Here is a 21,791-nt window from a genome sequence, read left to right on the forward strand (position 1 = left end):
TCAATTTTATTGTAGGTTTGTTTACCATACAATAAAAAATTCAAACTTATATAATTTTCAAAGAGCGAGCAATTCTATGAAAAATCAAGCTATTTTTTCATATCAACTTAACAGATTCTATAAATTTATAATAATTACAGCTTTCCATTATAGTAAGTTTTTTTTATTTCAAAATAGAAAGCTTATATAATTAGAAAAATTAAAAAAGCTGGATAAGAACGGATTATCTCCGCATCTTATCCAGCATATTTACCAATGTAATATATACCCTCCGATGAACACAAAGTATATTCAATTATATTAATTAATTTATCAATATAATTATTATGCTAATATTTTCAAAAAAGACAAGTCTATTTTTAATATTTGAACTACTATTAATGCTTACTTTTATTAATAGCAAGCTCAAATTCTCCGTTCTAATTATTATACTTTTAAAGTCATCCTAGTACCTACTCCCCCTAAACTCTAATCATTTAATTTTAGCTTTCTAATTAATTTAATTACATATTTAAATATATGTATTAAAAATGATATTCCTGGTAAAAATATTATTGGTGATTATTATGTTTAATTTAATTTATGTTATACTAGGACTTTATTTTATTAGTCTCGTTGTAACTGTTTTAAAAGAATATTACATGAAAATGAAAAGTACTCGTACTAAAGAAAAAACTCACTTAGTTACAAAACTTTTCTCTAAGTTTAAAAATACTTTATCAGAAAAAAACAATATTTTCGTACTAAAGCATAATAAAAAAGAATTATCTGAAGACACTATTGAATTTAATCCAATAGTCTTATCAAAAGAAAAACGTCATTTAGCATTCGAAAATGCTAAATATATGTGTGAAGAATGTGGTAGTATTGCAAATATTGATGTATATAATATTAATTCTTCTGGTTCAGATGAAAACTTAAAGGTACTTTGTAAAAAATGCTCTGAAGAATACTGTGCTAAAATGAATCTACACTACGATTAATAATAAATCGAAAAAGATTTTATTTAGTTGCAAGTGACAATTGGCAAGTTATACATGGAGATTGATTTTATTCCGTAACTTGCCACTTGTCATTTTTAATTTTTAGCTAAAAAGATTTTGTTTTAACCTTGATTTTTCTCTAAATCTACTCCAAATATAAATTTAAACTTGTGATTTTCTTCTCCTGAAATAGTAAACTCTTCATGAACAGGAGCTCCCCATGTATCATCTCCTCCTACTCCCATTTGTTCTTGTGATACACGAATTATAGTATGATATACCGGTGGTAATTCAAAACTATGCGCTGCATTTTCTATCTCATGTGGAGTATATGGTAATGCACTAAAGTTAAGATTGTCACCTTTAAATATTAAACCAAACCCATTATCTGAAAATACCTTTGCATATCTAACATCTGATTTATTTCCATACTCTTGAGGTCTTAAATATGGCACTAAGTCATTTACACACCCTTCATATATTCCTATTTTACATCCATCTTTTCTATCTGTATAATTATCACTTGGCCCTCTTCCATACCATAATACTTTATCTAAATCTGATTTTAATGTAAACATCATACCAAATTCAGGTATATTAGGAATTCCCTCAGTTCCAAAATACTCTCCTGTTATCTCTATAGCTCCATTCCTTTTAACAAGATATTTAACATCTACTTTTACTTTATCTAGCATAGGTAATTTATAACTATAGCAAACTTCTACACCTTCTTCTAATTCATTATAATATTCCATAGAAGCTTTTCCATAAAGACTAGCAAGTTTCCATATACTATTATCAAAAGTCATTCCATTTGCAATATCATTATCCACTGGTGCTCTCCAAAAGTTTAGTTTAGGTCTTTCTAATATATACTCCTTATTATCAAATAAATAAGAAACTAATCCTCCTTTAATTCTTGAGAATAATGCTCTAAAATTTTCTCCATGGATGCCTACGTGAATATCTCCATCCACAATAGAAAGTACTCCCTCATATTCTTTTTTATCTTCTTTTACTACATAAAGTACTTTTTGTTCAAAAGCAATTTCATAGCCTTCTTCTGCCCATATTTCATCTTTACTTAAACAGAAAGAAACTGTTAAAATATATTCTCCAGTATTATTTCTTCTTTCAAATGGTATCTTAATACTTTTCTCGCTAATTGGAGCCAAATCTATAATAGTAGTATTCCTATCTATTTCCACTCCATCTCTAGTTAAAATAAAGGAACATTCATATTCATTTAGATTAGTAAACAGGTTTTTATTTTTTATATTAATTTTATCTTCAAATATATCTATCTTTATATTTTGATAACAATATTTAACCTCAGGCATCTTAGGAGTTATTTCTCTATTAGCAAATACTAATCCATTACCACAGAAATTATAATCTGTTGGTCTATCTTCAAAATCTCCTCCATATGCTAAGAACTTTTCACCATTACAATTTTCCTTTACTATAGCTTGATCTATAAAATCCCATATAAATCCACCTTGATATATTGGATCTTCCTCTGTTAATTCTGTATATTTGTATAATGCTCCTAAAGAATTTCCCATAGCATGTGCATATTCACAAAGTATCATAGGTTTATCTCTATGAGTCTTTAAAAACTCTTTTATATCCTGTACCTTCGTATACATTTGGCTTTCAATTTGTGAAGTATCATTATATCTTCTATCATGGAATATACCTTCATAATGAACAAGTCTCGTGTTATCTTTTTCTTGTAAAAACTTACTCATCTTGTAGATATCTTCTCCACCAAAAGACTCATTTCCACAAGACCAAATTAATATAGATGGATGATTTTTATCACGCTCATACATAGAATTAGCTCTATCTAGTAATAGAGGCACCCATTCCTCTTTATCATTTGGAAGTATATTGGCATCAGTATATTCTCTCACCCCAGTACATAATCCCCAGGTACCATGAGACTCAAGATTTACTTCATCAATAACATAAAGTCCATACTCATCACATAGTTCATAAAATCTAGTATTGTTAGGGTAATGTGATGTTCTAACGGCATTTATATTATTTTGCTTCATAGTTTTTAAATCCCAAATCATATCCTCTTCTGAAACTACTCTACCACTATTACAATTGAACTCATGACGATTAACTCCATTAAATACAATTCTCTTTCCATTTAACTGCATTATTCCATCCTTCAGTTCAAATCTTCTAAAGCCTACTTTTTGCATTACTGTTTCAACTACTTCACCATCTTCAATTAATAATATTTTTAGAGTATATAAAAATGGAGATTCCGCACTCCATAAATTAGGCTTTGCTACTTTCATCTCTAAATCTACAGTTATATCTTTATTAATAGATATATTCTCTTTTTCTCCACTTGTAATAACTTCATCATCTCTATCTAATAGTTCGTATTGAACTATTATTTCTTCATTTCCATTAAGTAATAAATTAGCTTTCAATATTCCATTTTTATAATTATCATCGATTTCTGTAATTACTTTCATATCATATACATGAACTTTAGGCACACTATACATAAATACATCTCTAAATATCCCTGAAAACCTCCAGAAATCTTGATCCTCAAGCCAACTTCCTGAGCACCACTTATATACTTGAACAGCTATTTTATTTAATCCAACCTTCAGAACCTTACTTACCTCAAATTCTGAAGGTGTAAATGTATCTTCACTGTACCCTATAAATTCTCCATTTATATATAAAATAAATGAACTTTCTACACCTTGGAAAGATAAATATATCTTATTCTGATCTTTTAAATCATCCTCTGTTAGCTCTATAAACTTAACATAGCTTCCCACTGGATTAAAATTTTCCGGTGCTTGTCCAACAGATACATCTTCACATCCATCCCATGGATACATTGTATTTACATATTGAGGTCTATCATATCCTTGCATTTGAATATGCCCCGGCACCTTCATATCATTCCATTCATCAACATCAAAATCTTCTTTATAAAAATCTTTTTCTACCTTATCTAAATTTTCACTATAACTAAACTTCCAATTACCATTTAAAGAATATCTAAAAATATTTTCTCCTTCAAAATAATGGTCCGAATGTGCTTTACACCTATTAATTTCAAATATTTTAGGATTGTTTAATATAGATTTTATATTTTCCATAATTGTCACCTCTTATAAAACTAGTCTTCAAAAAAAGTATACTTAAACTTTAACTTTAATTAAATCACCTTAAATTTATACGCAATATTATAATATTTTATAGCAAAATATTGCATTTTGAAAATCATTAGCTATTATTACCCTAAGTGGTATTAAAAACAAAAACTTCATTGAATTCTCTTCAACGAAGTTTTTTAATTTACTCATTATAACTTTATAACTTTTCCTTTATATAATCTACTTTCCTCAGCAGCTAAAGCTATTAAATGGCTTTGTATAGCTTCCAACGCACTACTCTTACATTCATTATTTCCATCTAAAGCTACTAGTGAAACAAAATCTTTCATCATAGATACATCACTTCCACTATGCCCTGTTGCTGGTACATGTAATTCTATCTTCGTAGTGCTTCCAGTCACAAAATCAACTACTTCAATAGTATTCTCTTCCATATTACCTCTAATTTGACCTTTAGTTCCCATAATATTTATTATACGTTCACACTTATTACTAAAAGCACACATAGTAAAGCTAACTGTTACTCCATTTTCATATTGAAGATTAACAACTTGATTATCTACTACATCATTATCACAATGATATACACATCTTCCATATGGTCCTTTTTCTAACTCTTTTAATATACCTTGTCTTGAAGTGTCTAAACTTACAACCTTAGCAAATCCATCAGTATAAGCCTTAGGATGCTCTAAATAAAATCTTGGTGCAAAAAATGGACAATTATCTCTTTCACTACAGCCATCCATACAATATTTAGGTGCATCTTTTGGCGCATTATCCTTTGTAAAATGTAGTAAATTACCATAGCTACTTACACTTTTACATCTGCTACCAACAAGCCAAGTAATTATATCCATATCATGACAACACTTTTGTAATATAATTGGACTACTTAACTCTTTATTTCTCCAATTACCACGTACAAAGCTATGTGCCATATGCCAATATCCTATACTTTCTATATGTTGAATAGTAGCTAATTTCCCTATCATACCTTTATCTATAATATCTTTTATCTTAGTGAAAAATGGTGAATATCTAAGTACATGACATATACTTAAAACTTTATCACTTTGTTCTGCTAAATATCCTATTTCTATTAATTCTTCTTTATTAGGACTCATAGGCTTTTCGCATAAAATATGATATTCTTTTTCAAAGGCTTCCTTAACTGGCTCATAATGCATTGTATCTTGAGTACAAATTAAAATGCAATCTGCCATTTTAGGCTTTGATAATAATTCTTTCCAATCTGAGAAACAATTTTCTAAAGGTATGTTATGTTGTTTTCTAAAATCTTCTCTTCTATCTTCTCTTGGTTCTGCCACAGCCACAAACTTTAATTCATTTGGATAGTTTAATGCATATGAAGCATATGCTTCTACCCCTCTTTGCCCTGCTCCAACTAAAACAGCTGTTACTTGCTTCATATGTCATTTCCCTCTTTCATCGTTATTTCGATTACAGTATCTATATCATCTGGTAGTTTGTAAGTAAAATGAGGTATCTCACCAAGGGTTGCAAAAGGAATATCTTCATAAGCAGCAGTTACCCAACTTTCACCTCTTTTTACTTCAGATCCATCTGCTAAACGTCTCATTAACTTAATATCCTTACCACTTATCCCTGTTAATGCTAATGGCCCTATTGGACATTCAAAAATATGCGCATATATCTTATTATCCTTTTTGGTGTATCTTCCCCATTCCGGCTTATCAACATTTAATGCACTACATCTATAAATAGAATCTTTATTTTTACTCATCCACTCTCCAATTTCTCTTAGTTTCTTTTTACTTTCATAAGGTATTCTTCCATTTGCATCAGGTCCGACATTTAAAATCATATTTCCATTCTTACTAACACATTCAACTAATTTTCTTATTATTAGATACGTAGGCTTGTACTCAAAATCTGTTGATGAATATCCCCAATTGTTATTCATCGTCATACATAATTCCCATGGAACAGGCTTTCCTAAAACATTAGTAATTCCTTGTGGCGGAATTATCTGCTCAGGACTTGCAAAATCTCCAGAATAAATGCTCGGCTCCTCTTCGACCATACTTCCAAATCCTTCTCCAGATGTTTCTAAACGATTATCAATAATTACATCCGGTTGCTTTTCTCTAACCATCTTTATAAGATCAGTTGCTTTCCACTTTTCTCCCATCATATCTTCATAAGAAAAATCAAACCATAAAATATCTAACTTTCCATAGTTAGTTACAAGCTCTTTAACTTGCCCATGCATAAATTCTAAATATCTATCAAAATCTACTTCTTCACCTTTATATTCTAAATTATCACGCATCGGATGAAATGCATCCCCATATTTAGGATAATCTTTATGGGACCAATCTATTAGTGAAAAGTATAAACCAACTTTTAGTCCTTCTTCTCTAACAGCTTCAACAAACTCTTTAACTAAATCCTTTCTAACTTTAGTGTTAGTAGATTTATACTCTGTAAGCTTTGAGTCAAATAAGCAAAATCCATCGTGATGCTTTGCTGTTAAAACAACATATTTCATTCCTGCTTCTTTAGCCAATCTTGCCCATTCTCTAGGATTATATTCAGTAGGATTAAATTCTTCAAAGTACTTTCTATATTCATCTACAGTCATTTTTTCTTTACTCATAACCCATTCCCCACGAGCTGGGATAGCGTATAATCCCCAATGAATAAACATCCCAAATCTATCATTTCTAAACCATTCAGTTCTAGTATACATATCAACCATATATTCTCTCCTGTTCAAATTAATTTCTTTTAATTTCCCCAAACTTCAAGCTCTACAAAATGATTATCTCCATTTTCACCTACATTACTCATCGAATACACTCTTATATATCGAGCAACATAGCTATCAATACCTAAGTTTTTATCTCTAACGCTAAACTCTTTTCCTGTGGAATCTTCATTGTAATCACCATCTATGCCATTAATCGACTTTAACCATTCTGGTGTATCATTTGGCCACATTACACTTAAAGGATCGTTACATGAATTCCATAATACAAAAGTATCATCTTCATTTGAAAAGTTAGGATCATTTGACAATAAAACAATTGTTTTTGAATATTGTCTATTATCTGTATAATATCTCCACAAATTAACTTTATTTATGTTATATTCTTTTTCTAAATCTGTTTGAATCCATCTAAATCCCTTTTTAACATCTGAATATCTCTCTGCTGTCTTATTACCATCAGTTATTAAGGTTAATGGTCTATGTCCTTCTCCTGTTGTTACACTTGCATTATCATCCATAGTTACATTTTTCCCTAAGGCTACATTGGAAACTTCTTCAGGCTTTGTAGAAACCCCATCTGCTACTATATCTAAATCAACTTGTCCATTATGAACTATAGTAGCTTTAAAAATTTCTGTTTCTTGGTCCCATTCTTCTGAAACAGTGTAAGGTCTATCTAATGTTGTTTGATTTTCTTTATTATTGTATATAATAGTAGGTCTTTCAGATGTCTTAACTGATATAGTTGTTGTACGCATTACATTGTCATTTCTATCTTTTAATATTCCACCATTAGTTAACACATTATCCCCTTGAAGAATAGGTGAACCATTCTCATCCACTTGCAATCCTAAATTTGACCATATCCAGTTACGCAATCCAAATTGAGGAGTATATGCATTTTTATCACTATATTCTCTCCAGTAAAAATCACTCGGACCTCTTAAGTTCCACCAATTACTTCCTCCTGCAGGAAGCTCAGCAGTACTTGTATCATTTTTATCTATTTGGTAATTATTAATATATAAATTTATACTATTATTCTCTTTTTCTGTGAAAATACCATAGACATGTCCTTGTGACTCTACATTTAACCAGTTTATATTCATATTATTTGGCTTAAACTTACTTGCCCACACTTGATCTTTCATATATAAGGTTCCATCCCACTCCTTATACCCAAACCACCACCAAGTTTCATTACTTCTATTTAAATAGGCGTTACTTTCTATATACTCTTGTGGATATTTACTATCATAGTATTCCTTACCAACTTTTTCACTTATCACCTCGGAATTTGGTGCAACTCTTTGTAACTCTTCAAGATTGTCTATATGGATATTTTGTGGTATTATTGGTATTATTCCATACCTTCCTGTATACGGAAAGATATCTCCATCTATTCTTAAATGATTTGTACCATCCTCCATATAAATTCCTTCCCAAGCTTCAACACCATCTGCAATAACCTTTATCTCTCTTCCTAACTCTTCTTTTGTAGGTATATTTATTTTTCCATTTAAAATACGTTCAAAAAAAGGAAGTATTGCATATTGTTCGGTAGCAATCCTGCTAGAAGTTAATGTAGAATCATCTAATGGCTTAGATGGATCAGTAATTGAATTATTAAACCAACCTGCCTCATTACTAAAAACTGTTGCTCCATAATTAGTAACTCTTACAAGACTTTGTGCTGTTTTACTATCTGGATACTTAGATATATTTTCCCAGCTTTGTCCTCCTCCATTATTATGAAGGCCCCAATGCCACCAATCTGAAGATACTCCCCAGTTATCACAATAGCCTGCTAACCATAACCCATAAAATAATGAATCTGTAGCTGGATGTCCAAATGACTCCTTATTTAATAAAATAATATTTTTAGAATTACTTTTCATAGTATCTAATAAATTATTTTGTGGACTCATACTCCCTACTGGATATACCTTACTTGTTCCATCATGTTTTCTATTCTCTAACCATCTATTAATCATTGGTATTGAATTATCTTGATCTCTATTAGTATCCATCCATAAAAAGTACATACCATTTTTAGAACATAATTGAATTAATTCTGATAAATAATATGAATGATTCCCATCTTGATCTCCATCATACCACTCAGCTGAATTGTATAGTTCAGCAGCGTTTAATCCTAAGAAATACTTACTATTAGTTTCAGCTATTATGTTTTCCCAATATTCTATTGATATCTGTTGACTTTGACGAGTTTCTCCGTTTAATGCTTGAAGAAAATAATATATGGGGGTTTTTATACCTTCACCACTTCTATTGTATTCTTCAATCTTCTTAATTTGTTTACTATAAAATTCCATAATTTTAGAATTATTTTTATTTATATCATCATTTTGTATTACAATAGCTGCATTACTCCTAAACTCTACAGGTATGGTTTCCCACATACTAATAATGTCATCTTGTGCATAAGCTTTTATTGTATAAATTGGATTTTCATTATTTATTATCTTTTTTAATTTCACTTCATTATTTGATGCAAAAGCATTTCTTGAACTTATTAATAACACTGTAATTAAACAAATAATTAATACCTTTATAAACTTTGACACTCTCCCCATTTTCCACCTATCCTTTCACTGCTCCACCTGATAAAGCCTCAACAAAATACTTAGAGCAACAGCAGAATAAAATAATTGGAGGAATTACAATTACAACTATTGCTGAAAATAGACCATTATAGTTTGTACTAAAACTAGTTGTAAATTGAGAAAGCAATGCTGGTACTGTTAATTTTTCTTTATCTATTAACACCATAGAAGACCAATAATACTCGTTCCAGTTATTCATAAATGCTAATACTGCCGCTGTCATAATCCCTGGTCTAGCTATAGGAAGGATTATCATTGTAAATGTCTGAAAAAAGTTACATCCATCTATAAAAGCTGCCTCTTCAATTTCTTTTGGAATTGTTGCAAAGTAATTTTTAATTATAAAAAAGCTAACAGCTATTCCACTACATGTATAAATAAAGATTAACCCACTATGTTTATTGTGCATTCCCATATTATTTACTAAATTATAAACTGGAAATGTCATTGCTGTTGCTGGTATAAACATTGTAGATAACAATAAAGCTGTTACTATACCTTTTCCTTTAAACTCAGTTCTCGCTACAACATAAGCAGATAAAGATATCATTGTAATACTTAAAATAACTGAAGTAAGTGACACTATTATACTGTTTCCAAAATAACGAAGTATGTTCATATCTCTAAATACACTAACATACCCATCAAATACAAGTTTGCTTGGCAATGCAAATCCAGGTTCAGCTAATGGATCGCCTTTAAAAGATGATATAACCACCCATACTAATGGAAATAAGGCTATAATTGACATAAGTATCATTCCAACATATACAGATATCTTTCCACCTTTTGATAACCCACTAATAGTAAGTTTTTTACGCCTTTTAATCTTCATCAGTTCCATTCCTCCTTCTTTCTACTTTTAAATAACAAATTGATTACTATAATAATAACCAGTCCACCCAATATTTGTATTACTCCAACTGTATTAGCACGGGCATATTGAGTTCTAGAGCTTGTTATAGCTAGTTCACGAATTATATAACTAATACTCTTAGTTCCTGCTGCTCCTTGCGTCAGGAAATATACCTCGTTATATAATAAGAATCCAGCTGTAGCAGCTAAAATTGTTACTGTTTTTATAGTATCTTTTATTAGTGGTAAAGTTATATACCACTCTCTTTTCCATCCAGTTATATTATCTAAGGTTGCAGCTTCATATATTTCAGTTGGTATTGCAAAAATTTGACCTAATATCATTATCGTAGATGAACCTGCAAATAAAATATATGAAAATGTCATTGCCCAAAAGTTAACTTTAGGTAATAACAGTATATTCTGATCAAATCCTGGCACAAATAGCTGAATTATTTGGTTTATAACTCCAAACCTCGGATTATATATTTGTAAAAATATAAGTCCCATAGCAGCTGTAGAAATTATATTGGGAATAATATAGACATTTCTAGCAAATTTCCATCCAGGTAAACTTTTCGATAACATTATAGCTACTGTAACAGCTATAGGAACCTGGATTACAACCCCACATAAGGCCCAAGCCATAGAATTTCCTAATGCTTCCCAAAAGTATGGATATTCATTAAGAATATATTTATAATTAGTAAATAGTTCCTTCCCTTTATAAAATTCAGGGTTTAAAATATTGGAATAATCCCATTTTGCAAAAGATGTTGCAAATACTGTTAATATAGGATATAGATAAAATAAACAAAAAGCACATAATGTCGGTAGTAAAAAAAGAAAAATCCATAATTTCTTTTTACTCCTTGCTGATGCCATACTATTTCTTTTAACCTTAACTTTTAAATCACTTTTTTCCTTAGCTTGTAGCTTATCTAAAGATAACATAAAATCCTCCTTATAAAAGTATAGGATGAGTCCATCCTATACTTTTTTATTATTACTCTATAAGTGCAACTAGTTCACTTTTTAACGCTTCAAATTTAGCATCTATATCTACTCCTGCTACTGAACATTCAATTAGCTTATTTGCTATTGCAGTTTGAATATCTCCACCCCATGCAGAATCAATAGTTTTTACTATAGTTTTTGCATTATTTGCTTGATCACAAGCTTCTGCTAATAATATAGCTGTTGGATCATTCTTTTCCTTTGCTAAATCATTTATGTTTAAGCTAGAATTACATGGATTAGCTCCAACTTCTAAGAATATCTTCTTTTGAACTTCTTCGCTTGTCATATATTTTACAAATTCTAAAGCTAATTCAATTTTAGCTTCATCCATCTTACTACCTATTGTTAATCCTCCACCTGCTGAAGAAAGTGCTACATTTCCTGGGAATATAGCTGGTTTAATGTTATCCTTTTCTGCAAATCCACCAGCTGCCCATACCCCATTAAAGAATACTGAAGATTTCCCATCTGAGAAATCAGCTGAGAAATCATTTGCTGAAGAACCTGCATTAGCTGATCCATTTTCTTGATCTAAAGTCGCTATTGTCTTAAATGCTTCTGCAAATTCCTTTGATTCAATAATTTCTTTCGATAATTCCTTATCTAATAATTCTGGTTTAACTTGTCCTAAATAAGCATTAAAGCAACGGATAGATCCTTGACCTGATCCATATGCATAATTTCCATCTTGTCCATTTTCTCTTACAGTTACCATAGCCTTGCCAAAATCATCCCAATTATTCCATGTTTGTGGTAACTCTGTATTGGATTCTTTCATAAGATTTTCGTTATACCAAAAACCTAATGTTAATAATTGATCATGAACTGTATAGATTGATCCATCGATATCATTTTGAGTATAATTAATACCTACCGCATCTTTCAAATTCTCTGAATCAATATATGGTTTCATATCATATACTAAACCTTGTGTTATAGCCGCTAATGATACTGGATTTCCAGCTAAGTCAATCATGTCCGGGAAATTACCACTAGCTACTTTATTGTTCATTATATCTAAATAATTTTCTACTGCTATTGGTTTAAATGTAACATCTCCACCTTCATGTTGTTTAGCAAAGTCGTCATAAATATCCCTCATAACCTTAGCCGCTGGCCATTCACTTTCTTCATGAAAATATCCATGATAGAATTCTAGAACATTTGAATTATTAGAAGTTTCACTACCTACTTCCTCTGTCCCTTTATTTCCACATCCTACGAATAAACCTGTTGCCATTACCATTGTTAATAATACACTCAATACTCTTTTTTTCATGTTATCTCTCCTCCCTTATTACATATTTATAATATCAAGCGAGCTTTTTAAACTCCATGTAAAACGTTTACTTGTTTTTGTACTCTATTTATATTTTTTATAAAAAGAAAAAGAAACTCTTAATCTTAAGAATTTCTTTTTTATATTATTTAAAATATTTACTTTTTCTTGTACTATTTTTACCTTTTTGAGTTACTCTGTTTCAATATTTTTCACAAATTCATCTAGTTCTATTTTTCGATTTAACACATCTAAGATATTATTCATAAAATAAACCCTCTTCTTTTCATTCCAGAAGTTCACTGGAATAGGTATATGCATATCTGCATTCTCTACCACATTAACTGCCTCATATAATCTCGGTATACTCTCCCTATATTCTTTAATATTTATTTTAGGATTTATAGGAACTTGGCCCGTTTCCTCTAAAAGCCTATTTTGCACATTATCACTAAGCATATATTTAACTAATTTTATAGAAGCATCTATTCTATCTTGGTCTTTTGTATTTCCAACTATATATCCAATACAAGAAGATTTACTAGCAACTGTTTTACCTGAATTCATTGGAAATGCAGCGTATTTAGCATTTATATTTTGATCTATCATAGAATTGGCCCATACTCCATTTATATATATTGCCGATTTATTATTATTAAAATTATTAAGGCTATCTCTATAAGTGAATTCTTTATTTAAATCAGTTGAGTACTCAAATATAATTTGAAGTTTTTTTAGATTTTCATATAATGTATTATAATTAAGTTCAGCTCGCCACTTATTGTTTATACTATGAAAATCGCCTCCATTAGATGAAACTAGATAATCAAATAACGCTATGCTATTCTCTGAGTTAAAGCATATTGGTACTATATCCTCATTGATATCATCAGCCCAGTTCCTTATTTTCTTACACATATCTAAGAATTCATCCCACGTCTTCGGTGGTTCTTTTATTCCGGCTTGTGAAAATATATCTGCATTATACCAATATCCACTCATTAAAAACACATCTGGTAATGTAAAAATTTCCTTATTATCATTTTCCCAATACTGAATTACTGATTTAGGAATATTACCTTTAAACTCATCATCCTTTTCTATATAAGGAAATAAATTTACTGCATAGTCTTTTTCAACCATAAATTTATAAATTGTATCGTAGCCTATTCCACCTGTAAATATAATGTCAGGCACATTTCCTATTGATATCATATCTATAGCTTTATTAACAGCATCTTCTGATGAAGGCATTGATAATAAATTAATATGTATACCTGGATTTTCTTTTTCAAAGTCTTCATAAATTTTACGCATTGCAATATGGTCTTCTTCCATTGTTCCCCATCCATGAAGCAAAGTAATTTGAATTATCTCTTCATTTAGGTTATTATCGCTACATGAAATGAATAATGACATTAATGCAACAAGCATAATTAATAACCGTATATATTTCCCTCTCATATTATCCCACTTTTCATTTTACTTAATTCTGCTCTTTCAAACTCTTTTGGTGTTAGCCCTGTGTATTTTTTAAATACCCTTGAAAAATAAGCTGAGTCTGAAAATCCTACTAAAATAGCAACTTCATTTATTTTTCTATTATACTTAGCTATATACTCTTTTGACTTTTCAATCTTTTTAATATTTACTACATCAAATAAATTCTTTCCTGTCTTTAATTTATAAATTCTACTTAAATAACTTGAATTAACATGAACTTCATTAGCTATTTCATCTAATGTGATTCTATTGCAATAATTATTATTTATATAATTATCTATATCTCTAATTAAATCATCTCTTCTTTCTTTTTGTTCTAGTACTAGCTTTACTGTATTATTGATAATATCATTAAAGATGTTTTTAAGCTCTAAAACTTTTTTTGTGTTTAATATTTCTGAATCTACATTCCTATTATCAAATATTACCTTATCTAAATCTGCCCCTTGTTCACGCCATATTTTTCTACATGTTGCCAATAAAAGAATTAAACTACTTTTAGTTGTAGCTAATCCGTTTATATTATATAAATTTATTAGCTTATCGAGACTATCTACACTTTCTAAATATCTCCCATTATTAATACTATCTACTATACTGTCTACTATATAAGACTGTTCTTTTCTATTTACATAATTTATCTTTCCTTTTTCAAAGAAAACTACATTATTTCCTCCATCAAAGTTCTGCATTATTTCTTTTAATGTATTTTTATATGCCTTACTAACATTTTCTATTCTAGAGTAAAATCTACTTATACCTATAACAGTCTTAATTCCTAAAAAGCTTTGAGCCAAATTATTAAATTTATTACATAAAAACTCTATCTTTTCCTTCTTATTTATATCTCCCTCAATTATAATACAATATTCGGTTCTACTAACTTTAAAGCTTCTAAAAGTGTTTCCATCAAAAATTGTTTTCATCAAATCAAAAATACTCTTTTGTAAAGTGCTATTAAGCTGAATATTTTCATTAACTATCTGACATAAAACAAGAGAAAAAGAAGGAAATTTTTCATTAAATGAATCATAATAATGTTTATACTCAAAATAATAATCATCAGTAATAATTGAATCTTCTATTAAAATTCTATAAAATAATCTTTCTCCCTGTGGTACTATATTAGCTTTCACCTTTGCTTCCTCTAAGTCTTTCACAATGCGTGAAATTGTGTTAGGTATTTCTTCTAAAATAGCTGTTTTCACTATATAATCATTTACTGAATATAATATTGCTTGCTTTGTATATTCAAAATCTGCATAAGCTGTAAGCAAAACAATTTTTATTTCTGGATAGTGTTCTCTTAAATATGCTACTACTTCTAATCCACTCATTATTGGCATTTTTATATCTAGTATAACTATATTAGGAATACAAACACTAAAATTATCTAATAAGTCTTGTCCATTTTTTGCAGAGTATACTAACTCACACCCTAAAGTATCCCATTTAATTAACTTTTTTAAACCATCTCTTATAAAAACCTCATCATCTGCAATCATTACTTTCCACATGACTTAACTCCTTTACATAGGTAATTTAATAAATACTGAAGTTCCTACCCCAACCTTACTTTCTATATCAATTCCAAAATCATCACCATATAAGTTATTTATTAATTTTTGGGTGTTATATATCCCAACATGAGTATGTTCTTTGTAAGCAACTGTATCATTATAACTCTCCTCTTGATTGAACCCTACACCATCATCTTTAACTTCTATTAAAAGGCTATCTCCATCTTTTCTAATTAATACCTCTATTTTTCCTGAATCTTCTTTCGGTTCTAATCCATGTAGTACCGCATTTTCTACAATTGGCTCTATACTTAATCTAGGTATTAATATTTTTTTTAACTCTTCATCCTCATAAGTTATATTGTACGAAATTTTATCTGCAAATCTGTTACTTTGTAAGAATAGATAAAACTCAACTAGTTCCATTTCTTCTGATAAAGGAATTGTAATTTCTTCTTTTCTAAATATTTTCCCTTGTATTAGCTTCGAAAAAGCATATATCATCTTATGCACTTCATCATTATCAGACATTTTGGCCTTTATACCTATCATAGATAAAATATTAAACATAAAATGTGGATTTATCTGTGATTGTAAATATTGAATTTGAGCTTTTGTAGTTAATAACTGATTTTCATATACCTGTTTTATTAGATAGTTAATCTTATCTGTCATCTCATTAAAAACAAAGCTTATATCTGTTAACTCTTGGGTGTTAAACTCCTCAAGCTTAGTATCAAAGTTTCCTTTTCCAAATTCTCTTATTTTATCTGCTACTATTTTCAAAGGCACAGTAAAACGATATGCAACAAAAAATACAATAGCTGCAATACATAAAAGTAATATAATAATTATTCCCACCATAATCATTATGCTAGATTTTATATAATCATAAATATTAGATTTTGAAACTAATACCATTGTTTTTAATCCAAAAGAGTTTTGCTTTTGAGATACAAAATACTTACTATTTAAGTCTTTTTTATTATCTTCAACATTTACATTCTCTTTATAAATTATTTCATCGTAGATATCTTCGATATTATTTGACTGAACTACTAAACTATCATTACCAACTAATACCCATTTTGAATCATTATACTTTTCAATTTCATTAAATATTTCCTTTATAGCTAAGCTATTTAATTGAACTAGGCAACTTCCTTTTTCAACTAAATATTTATCATAAATTTTAAATATTATATCTACACTACTTTCATTTATCTTAAAATAATATTCACTGTTTTTAGTTAAAAACTTTTTATTTATCTCACTATACTCTTCAGATACTAACTTCAAATGTTCGATAGTTGTAGGGTAAAAAACACTATTGATACTATCCCCATTATTATTAAACAAGAAAATCTGAGTAATAAACGGATAATTTTGATTTACCATATTTCTTTCTGAAAAAAGATTACCACAATAACTTAATCTCTTACTTACTTCTTCTTTGCTATAATTAACATCATTAAAAAAATCAGCCATAATAGAATCATTCCGTATATACGTAATGCTTTCCTCCAAAAATTGCAATTTATTATTAAAATCATTATTTACTCTTTCTACATAAAAAGATATATCCTCTCTAACATTCTTAGAAAATATTCTAGCAAATACACTAGTTAATATTCCACCTTGAACTATCATGGCTACTACACAGGTAAAAACACATAAAACTATTAGTTCCTTTTGCAATGTACTTTTTCGCTTTCTCATTAATAATCTCCATTTTGAAAACATTTTCTTCATCTATATAACTTATTATACATAGTTTTACTTATTTTTACTAATATATCTTTTTTTTGCAAGAAAAAAAAGCCTAAGTATAAATTTTATATACTTAGACTTTTAATAACTTATTATGTTTTCATTTAATTTTACTACTGCTTACAATACTCTACTACTGTACCTAATGCTAAATTAATCATATTCTCAAAAGCATGTTGTCTTTCTTCTACTGTGGCTTTTTCATTAGTTAAAGCGTGATCTGCTACAGTTAAAAGACACGCTGCTTTTTTTCCTGCAACATTTGCATTATGTAATAACGCAAAAGACTCCATCTCTACTCCAAGACATCCGTATGTGTCTCTTATATGGTGTAATACACTTTTCTCCTTTGTATAGAATGCATCAGTTGAATGTATTCTTCCTGTCTTTATATTAATATTTAATTTAGTTGAAACTTCCTTAATAAGAGTATTTAGTTCATTATTTGGATAAACAACATCTTCTTCATATCCACTATAAGTTTTTGCATAGGTGGATTGACTCCAACTACTTTCAACTAGCATTACATCATGCATATTTAACTTTTCACTATAAGCTCCAGTAGAACCTATTCTTATAATAGCTTCCACATCATATTTATTAAAAAGCTCATGAGAGTATATTCCCATTGATGGGCCTCCCATACCTGATGCCATTATAGTTACTCTTACACCTTTATAATATCCTGTAAATCCAAACATATTTCTAACTTTATTTATTTGTACCGCATCTTCTAAATAATTTTCCGCAATAAATTGTGCTCTTAAAGGGTCCCCTGGCATAAGTACAATTTTTGCAATATCTTCTCTATTAGCTTCTATATGTATAGTTCCCATTATTTCTCTCCTCCAAAAATAAAATGCAAAGCGCTTTATTAATGGGACGTTTAAAATGAAAAATGGCAAATTGATAAAAGCTTATTTAATCAGCTTCATCATTAATTTGCCATTCTCTCTTTGTCATTTATCATTAATAACAGAGCTTCGCTCTTAATATTTCTATTATGCTATTACGTTGACATTTCCTTCTGCAATAGCTTCTTTTCTTAATTCATCTTTTTCCATAGCCTTAAAGAATGGATAGTATACTGCTGTCATAAATATTACATTAAATATTGCTAAAGCAAATGCTTTCCAGTCTAATGTTAATAAGAATGCTTGGAATCCTGGTGGTAAGAATCCTGGTGCTTCATATAATGGAAACCCAACTAATCCTGTTGACATAGCTAAGTAATTTAATCCTGCAACTATTACTGGTCCAAATACGAATGGTATAAACATAAATGGATTCATTATTAATGGTGCACCAAATATTACTGGCTCATTAATTCCAAAGAAACTTGGTATAATACCTAATTTACCTATAGCTTTAAGTGATTTAGCTTTACTTCTCATCATTAAGAAAACAAGTCCTAAAGTGATTCCTGACCCTGTAACTTGTAAGAATCCATAGTAAAATCCAAAAGTAAATACGTGTTGAGGAGCTTGTCCTACTGCTACAGCTGCTGCATTTGCTGCACCATAGCTAATTGCGAATGCTGCCCATACACTTGATGTTATTGAAGCTCCATGTAATCCAAAGAACCATAATAATTGAGTTAAGAATATAACTAACATAACTGCTGGTAATGAGTCCATTGAAGTAATTGCTGGAGCAAGTAACTTCATTATTAGTTGTGGGAATGTTACCCCTGCTACATTCATACAGATTATTGATCCTGCAACTGCTAAAGCAAAGTTAATTACTAATGGAATTAATATTGTAAATGATTCAGCAACCATTGGTGGTACGCTATCTGGCATCTTAATTACTAACTTCTTTTCTTTACATAATCTACTTATTTCAACAACTACAATTGAAACTATCATACTTACAAATAAACCTTCAGCACCTAAAGATGATACATTCCAAATTGTTGAATTCGCAAAATCTTCAATTGATACAGATAATACTAAGTGACATATAACTGATGTTATTCCTATTAAACTTGAATTCAAATTATATTTCTTTTGTAAACTATCTGCAATGAAAAATGCAGCATATAAAGACATAAGATTAGTTGTAAAAAATCCTGCTAAATTAAAATAATTAATATATGTATTTACGAAATTATAAAAAGCACTGTTTGGAAATAAGTTTGCAACCCCAATCGGAATTAAGCTAAAAGACCCAATTATGATTATTGGAATTACAGCTATGATACCATCTTTAATAGCTTGTAAATGCTTTTGCCCTTCAATCTTCTGAGCGATTGGCATTAAAAACTTTTCCATAAATTTAGAAAAAGCACCTTGTTTCATTATATTACCCCCTGAGTTTCCGTTAAATTTAATTTTATTATACTTACCCTACAACACGTATTCAAACAAACATTTTCCTCTCTAGTTAGGAAAAACTATTATTTAAATCCTTTTCAGTCGAATATTCTCGCTTTTTTCTTGTATAATTTTCGTTATATTCTCTTTGTGCATTTTTTTATCACTAATATATTTTATTAAAACTATAAGATCTTTCAAATCTTAAATAAAAATAAAAGCTATACCCTCAGATAATTAACTGATGATATAGCTCTATACTACAAAATTTAAATCTATTAATAAATATTAATTTATATTACTCTATAAAAATTAGCTAAGTTCTGGCCAATACTCTTTATTTACTACTATAAAATCATCTAAAAGTTCTTTTGCAACTGTTGCACTTGGCACTGTTTTAGATAACATTAAAGCTTGCCATAATTTATGATATGACTTTTCAATCCATGCATCAACCACTAACTTCTCTACAGCTAATTGTTGTTCTATCAATCCTTTTTGGAATGTTGGAATATTTCCTACAGACAATGGTTCGTACCCATTCTTTCCAACAATACATGATATTTCAACCATAGCATCATCTTGAATATTAGAAATAGCTCCATTATTTTCAACTATTAACAACATTCTTTCTTGAGTATTGTAAGCTAAAGCTGTTGCTAAATCTACTATAAACTCTGCATGAATCCCTATTTGTAAACCTGAACCTTCTGAATAACCTTGTTTTTCAATTAAAGCACAGGCTCCAAAGACCTCCTTTTCTCTTCCATCAATAACTTCATTTGCACGAGTATATTCTGGGTTAGAGTGGTTTACAACATAGTCTGGGAATAAATAATATTTTAAATAACTACTTGGTATTGTAGTTAAATCAGTTTTAACTATTTCTTTAGTGAAAAGATTAGTTTCAAACCAACTGTCTTTCTTAGCAGTGCTCATTCCCTCTTCACCATTAATAAATCCATACTCTTTTATATGTTCAACAAGCTTTGGTAGTAATTCATTTCCTTCTTTATCTTTAATAGATGTATACCACCCAAAGTGATTTAAGCCGTAATATCTTATATCCATATGTTTTCTAGATTCTAAGCCAGCAATTTTAGCTATATTATGCTCCATACCTATTGGCATATCACAAATATTTATAACACGAGAATCAGGACGTAATCTTCTAACTGCCTCTGCAACTATTGATGCTGGATTTGAGTAATTTAGCATCCAACAATCTGGTGAATACTTTTCCATATAATCAATATTTTCAAGCACACCACCTATAGATCTCATTCCATAAGCAATTCCACCTGGTCCACAAGTTTCTTGTCCAACAACTCCATGTCTTAATGAAATCTTTTCATCCATTTCTCTCATTTCAAGCTTACCAACTCTTATATGAGCAAGACAGAAATCTACATCTGTATAAGCCTCTTCTGGATTTGTTGTTGCTACATATTCAATTGAAGGATCTTTTTCCTTAATTAATATTTCACAAGCCTTTGCAACCTTATTTTGTCTTTCTTCATCATTATCGTATAGCTTAATTTTTCTTAATGGAAGTCTATCTAAATTATCTAATAACATTAAAATAATTTCTGGTGTATAAGTACTTCCTCCCCCTGCTATAACAACTGAAAATTTTCTCATAGTAAATTCCTCCTTTTAACTTTTACTCTACAATTTTAAGAATATTTTTATTTTCTTCTTTACTCTGTACTTGATAAGTTAAATAAGTTCATCTACTAAATTAAGTAGACTATTGTCTAAAACTTTAAGTACCATAAGAAATTTTCTTTTCAAGTCAATTATATTTATTAAAGCTTTACATCTCAACCCATAAATTTCCTAACGCTTAGGAAAGATTAAAAGGGGCTGTATCAAAAAAATTTGATATTTGCCGATAAAGAAAAGGAAGTTCGAATTTGAACTTCCTTTTTTGCGCATAGTAATAATATGAAAAACTTCACAAAAAATGTGATTCCTATGCAACAAATAGGATTTGCATT

Annotated in this window: 14 protein-coding genes; 1 reads left to right on the plus strand and 13 read right to left on the minus strand. The window is 29.4% G+C overall.

The features are described from left to right. The first annotated feature begins 566 nt into the window (after window positions 1-566). Window positions 567-983, plus strand: coding sequence for a hypothetical protein (locus H8S10_RS15155; protein ID WP_055268005.1), 417 nt, complete (start codon window positions 567-569; stop codon window positions 981-983). 122 nt (window positions 984-1,105) lie between these two features. Here the strand turns inward: H8S10_RS15155 and H8S10_RS15160 are convergent, their stop codons facing one another. From H8S10_RS15160 to H8S10_RS15220, 13 genes are all read right to left on the minus strand, one after another. Next, window positions 1,106-4,126, minus strand: a complete 3,021-nt coding sequence (locus H8S10_RS15160; protein ID WP_186839439.1) for a glycoside hydrolase family 2 TIM barrel-domain containing protein — start codon at window positions 4,124-4,126, stop codon at window positions 1,106-1,108. A 206-nt stretch (window positions 4,127-4,332) separates the two neighbouring features. Next, entirely contained in the window at window positions 4,333-5,577 is a 1,245-nt protein-coding gene (locus H8S10_RS15165) for a Gfo/Idh/MocA family oxidoreductase (protein WP_186839440.1), read from the minus strand. Next, a complete protein-coding gene (locus H8S10_RS15170; RefSeq protein ID WP_186839441.1) occupies window positions 5,574-6,890 on the minus strand; it encodes an alpha-L-fucosidase in 1,317 nt (438 codons plus the stop codon). Before H8S10_RS15170 ends, H8S10_RS15165 begins: the two co-directional genes overlap by 4 nt. Window positions 6,891-6,919: 29 nt before the next feature. After that, window positions 6,920-9,499: a glycosyl hydrolase family 98 C-terminal domain-containing protein gene (locus tag H8S10_RS15175; protein WP_186839442.1), complete on the minus strand. Its 2,580-nt coding sequence runs from the start codon at window positions 9,497-9,499 to the stop codon at window positions 6,920-6,922. A 7-nt stretch (window positions 9,500-9,506) separates the two neighbouring features. Next, on the minus strand, window positions 9,507-10,364 hold the full coding sequence (locus tag H8S10_RS15180; protein WP_186839443.1) for a carbohydrate ABC transporter permease: 858 nt from the start codon (window positions 10,362-10,364) through the stop codon (window positions 9,507-9,509). Further along, window positions 10,364-11,338, minus strand: a complete 975-nt coding sequence (locus H8S10_RS15185) for a sugar ABC transporter permease (protein ID WP_186839444.1) — start codon at window positions 11,336-11,338, stop codon at window positions 10,364-10,366. The genes H8S10_RS15180 and H8S10_RS15185 overlap by 1 nt, the downstream gene beginning before the upstream one ends. Window positions 11,339-11,390: 52 nt before the next feature. Continuing rightward, window positions 11,391-12,683 carry an ABC transporter substrate-binding protein gene (locus tag H8S10_RS15190; protein WP_186839445.1) on the minus strand — a complete coding sequence of 431 codons (1,293 nt, stop codon included), beginning with the start codon at window positions 12,681-12,683 and terminating at the stop codon, window positions 11,391-11,393. A 192-nt stretch (window positions 12,684-12,875) separates the two neighbouring features. Next, window positions 12,876-14,147, minus strand: coding sequence for an ABC transporter substrate-binding protein (locus H8S10_RS15195; RefSeq protein WP_186839446.1), 1,272 nt, complete (start codon window positions 14,145-14,147; stop codon window positions 12,876-12,878). Further along, a complete protein-coding gene (locus tag H8S10_RS15200) occupies window positions 14,144-15,703 on the minus strand; it encodes a response regulator (protein ID WP_186839447.1) in 1,560 nt (519 codons plus the stop codon). The genes H8S10_RS15195 and H8S10_RS15200 overlap by 4 nt, the downstream gene beginning before the upstream one ends. Window positions 15,704-15,715: 12 nt before the next feature. Continuing rightward, window positions 15,716-17,425 carry a histidine kinase gene (locus H8S10_RS15205; protein WP_186839448.1) on the minus strand — a complete coding sequence of 570 codons (1,710 nt, stop codon included), beginning with the start codon at window positions 17,423-17,425 and terminating at the stop codon, window positions 15,716-15,718. Between the two features lie 164 nt (window positions 17,426-17,589). Beyond that, window positions 17,590-18,312 (minus strand): purine-nucleoside phosphorylase, encoded by a 723-nt coding sequence (gene deoD / locus H8S10_RS15210; RefSeq protein WP_186839449.1) that lies wholly within the window; start codon window positions 18,310-18,312, stop codon window positions 17,590-17,592. A 165-nt stretch (window positions 18,313-18,477) separates the two neighbouring features. Further along, on the minus strand, window positions 18,478-19,776 hold the full coding sequence (locus H8S10_RS15215) for a PTS transporter subunit EIIC (protein WP_186839450.1): 1,299 nt from the start codon (window positions 19,774-19,776) through the stop codon (window positions 18,478-18,480). A 327-nt stretch (window positions 19,777-20,103) separates the two neighbouring features. Continuing rightward, the gene (locus tag H8S10_RS15220) at window positions 20,104-21,432 is read right to left on the minus strand and encodes a 6-phospho-alpha-glucosidase (RefSeq protein ID WP_186839451.1); all 1,329 of its coding nucleotides are present in this window, start codon (window positions 21,430-21,432) and stop codon (window positions 20,104-20,106) included. Window positions 21,433-21,791: the final 359 nt, after the last annotated feature.

Origin of the sequence: Clostridium sp. NSJ-49, from assembly GCF_014287725.1 — a bacterium.
Lineage (GTDB): Bacteria > Bacillota > Clostridia > Clostridiales > Clostridiaceae > Clostridium > Clostridium disporicum_B.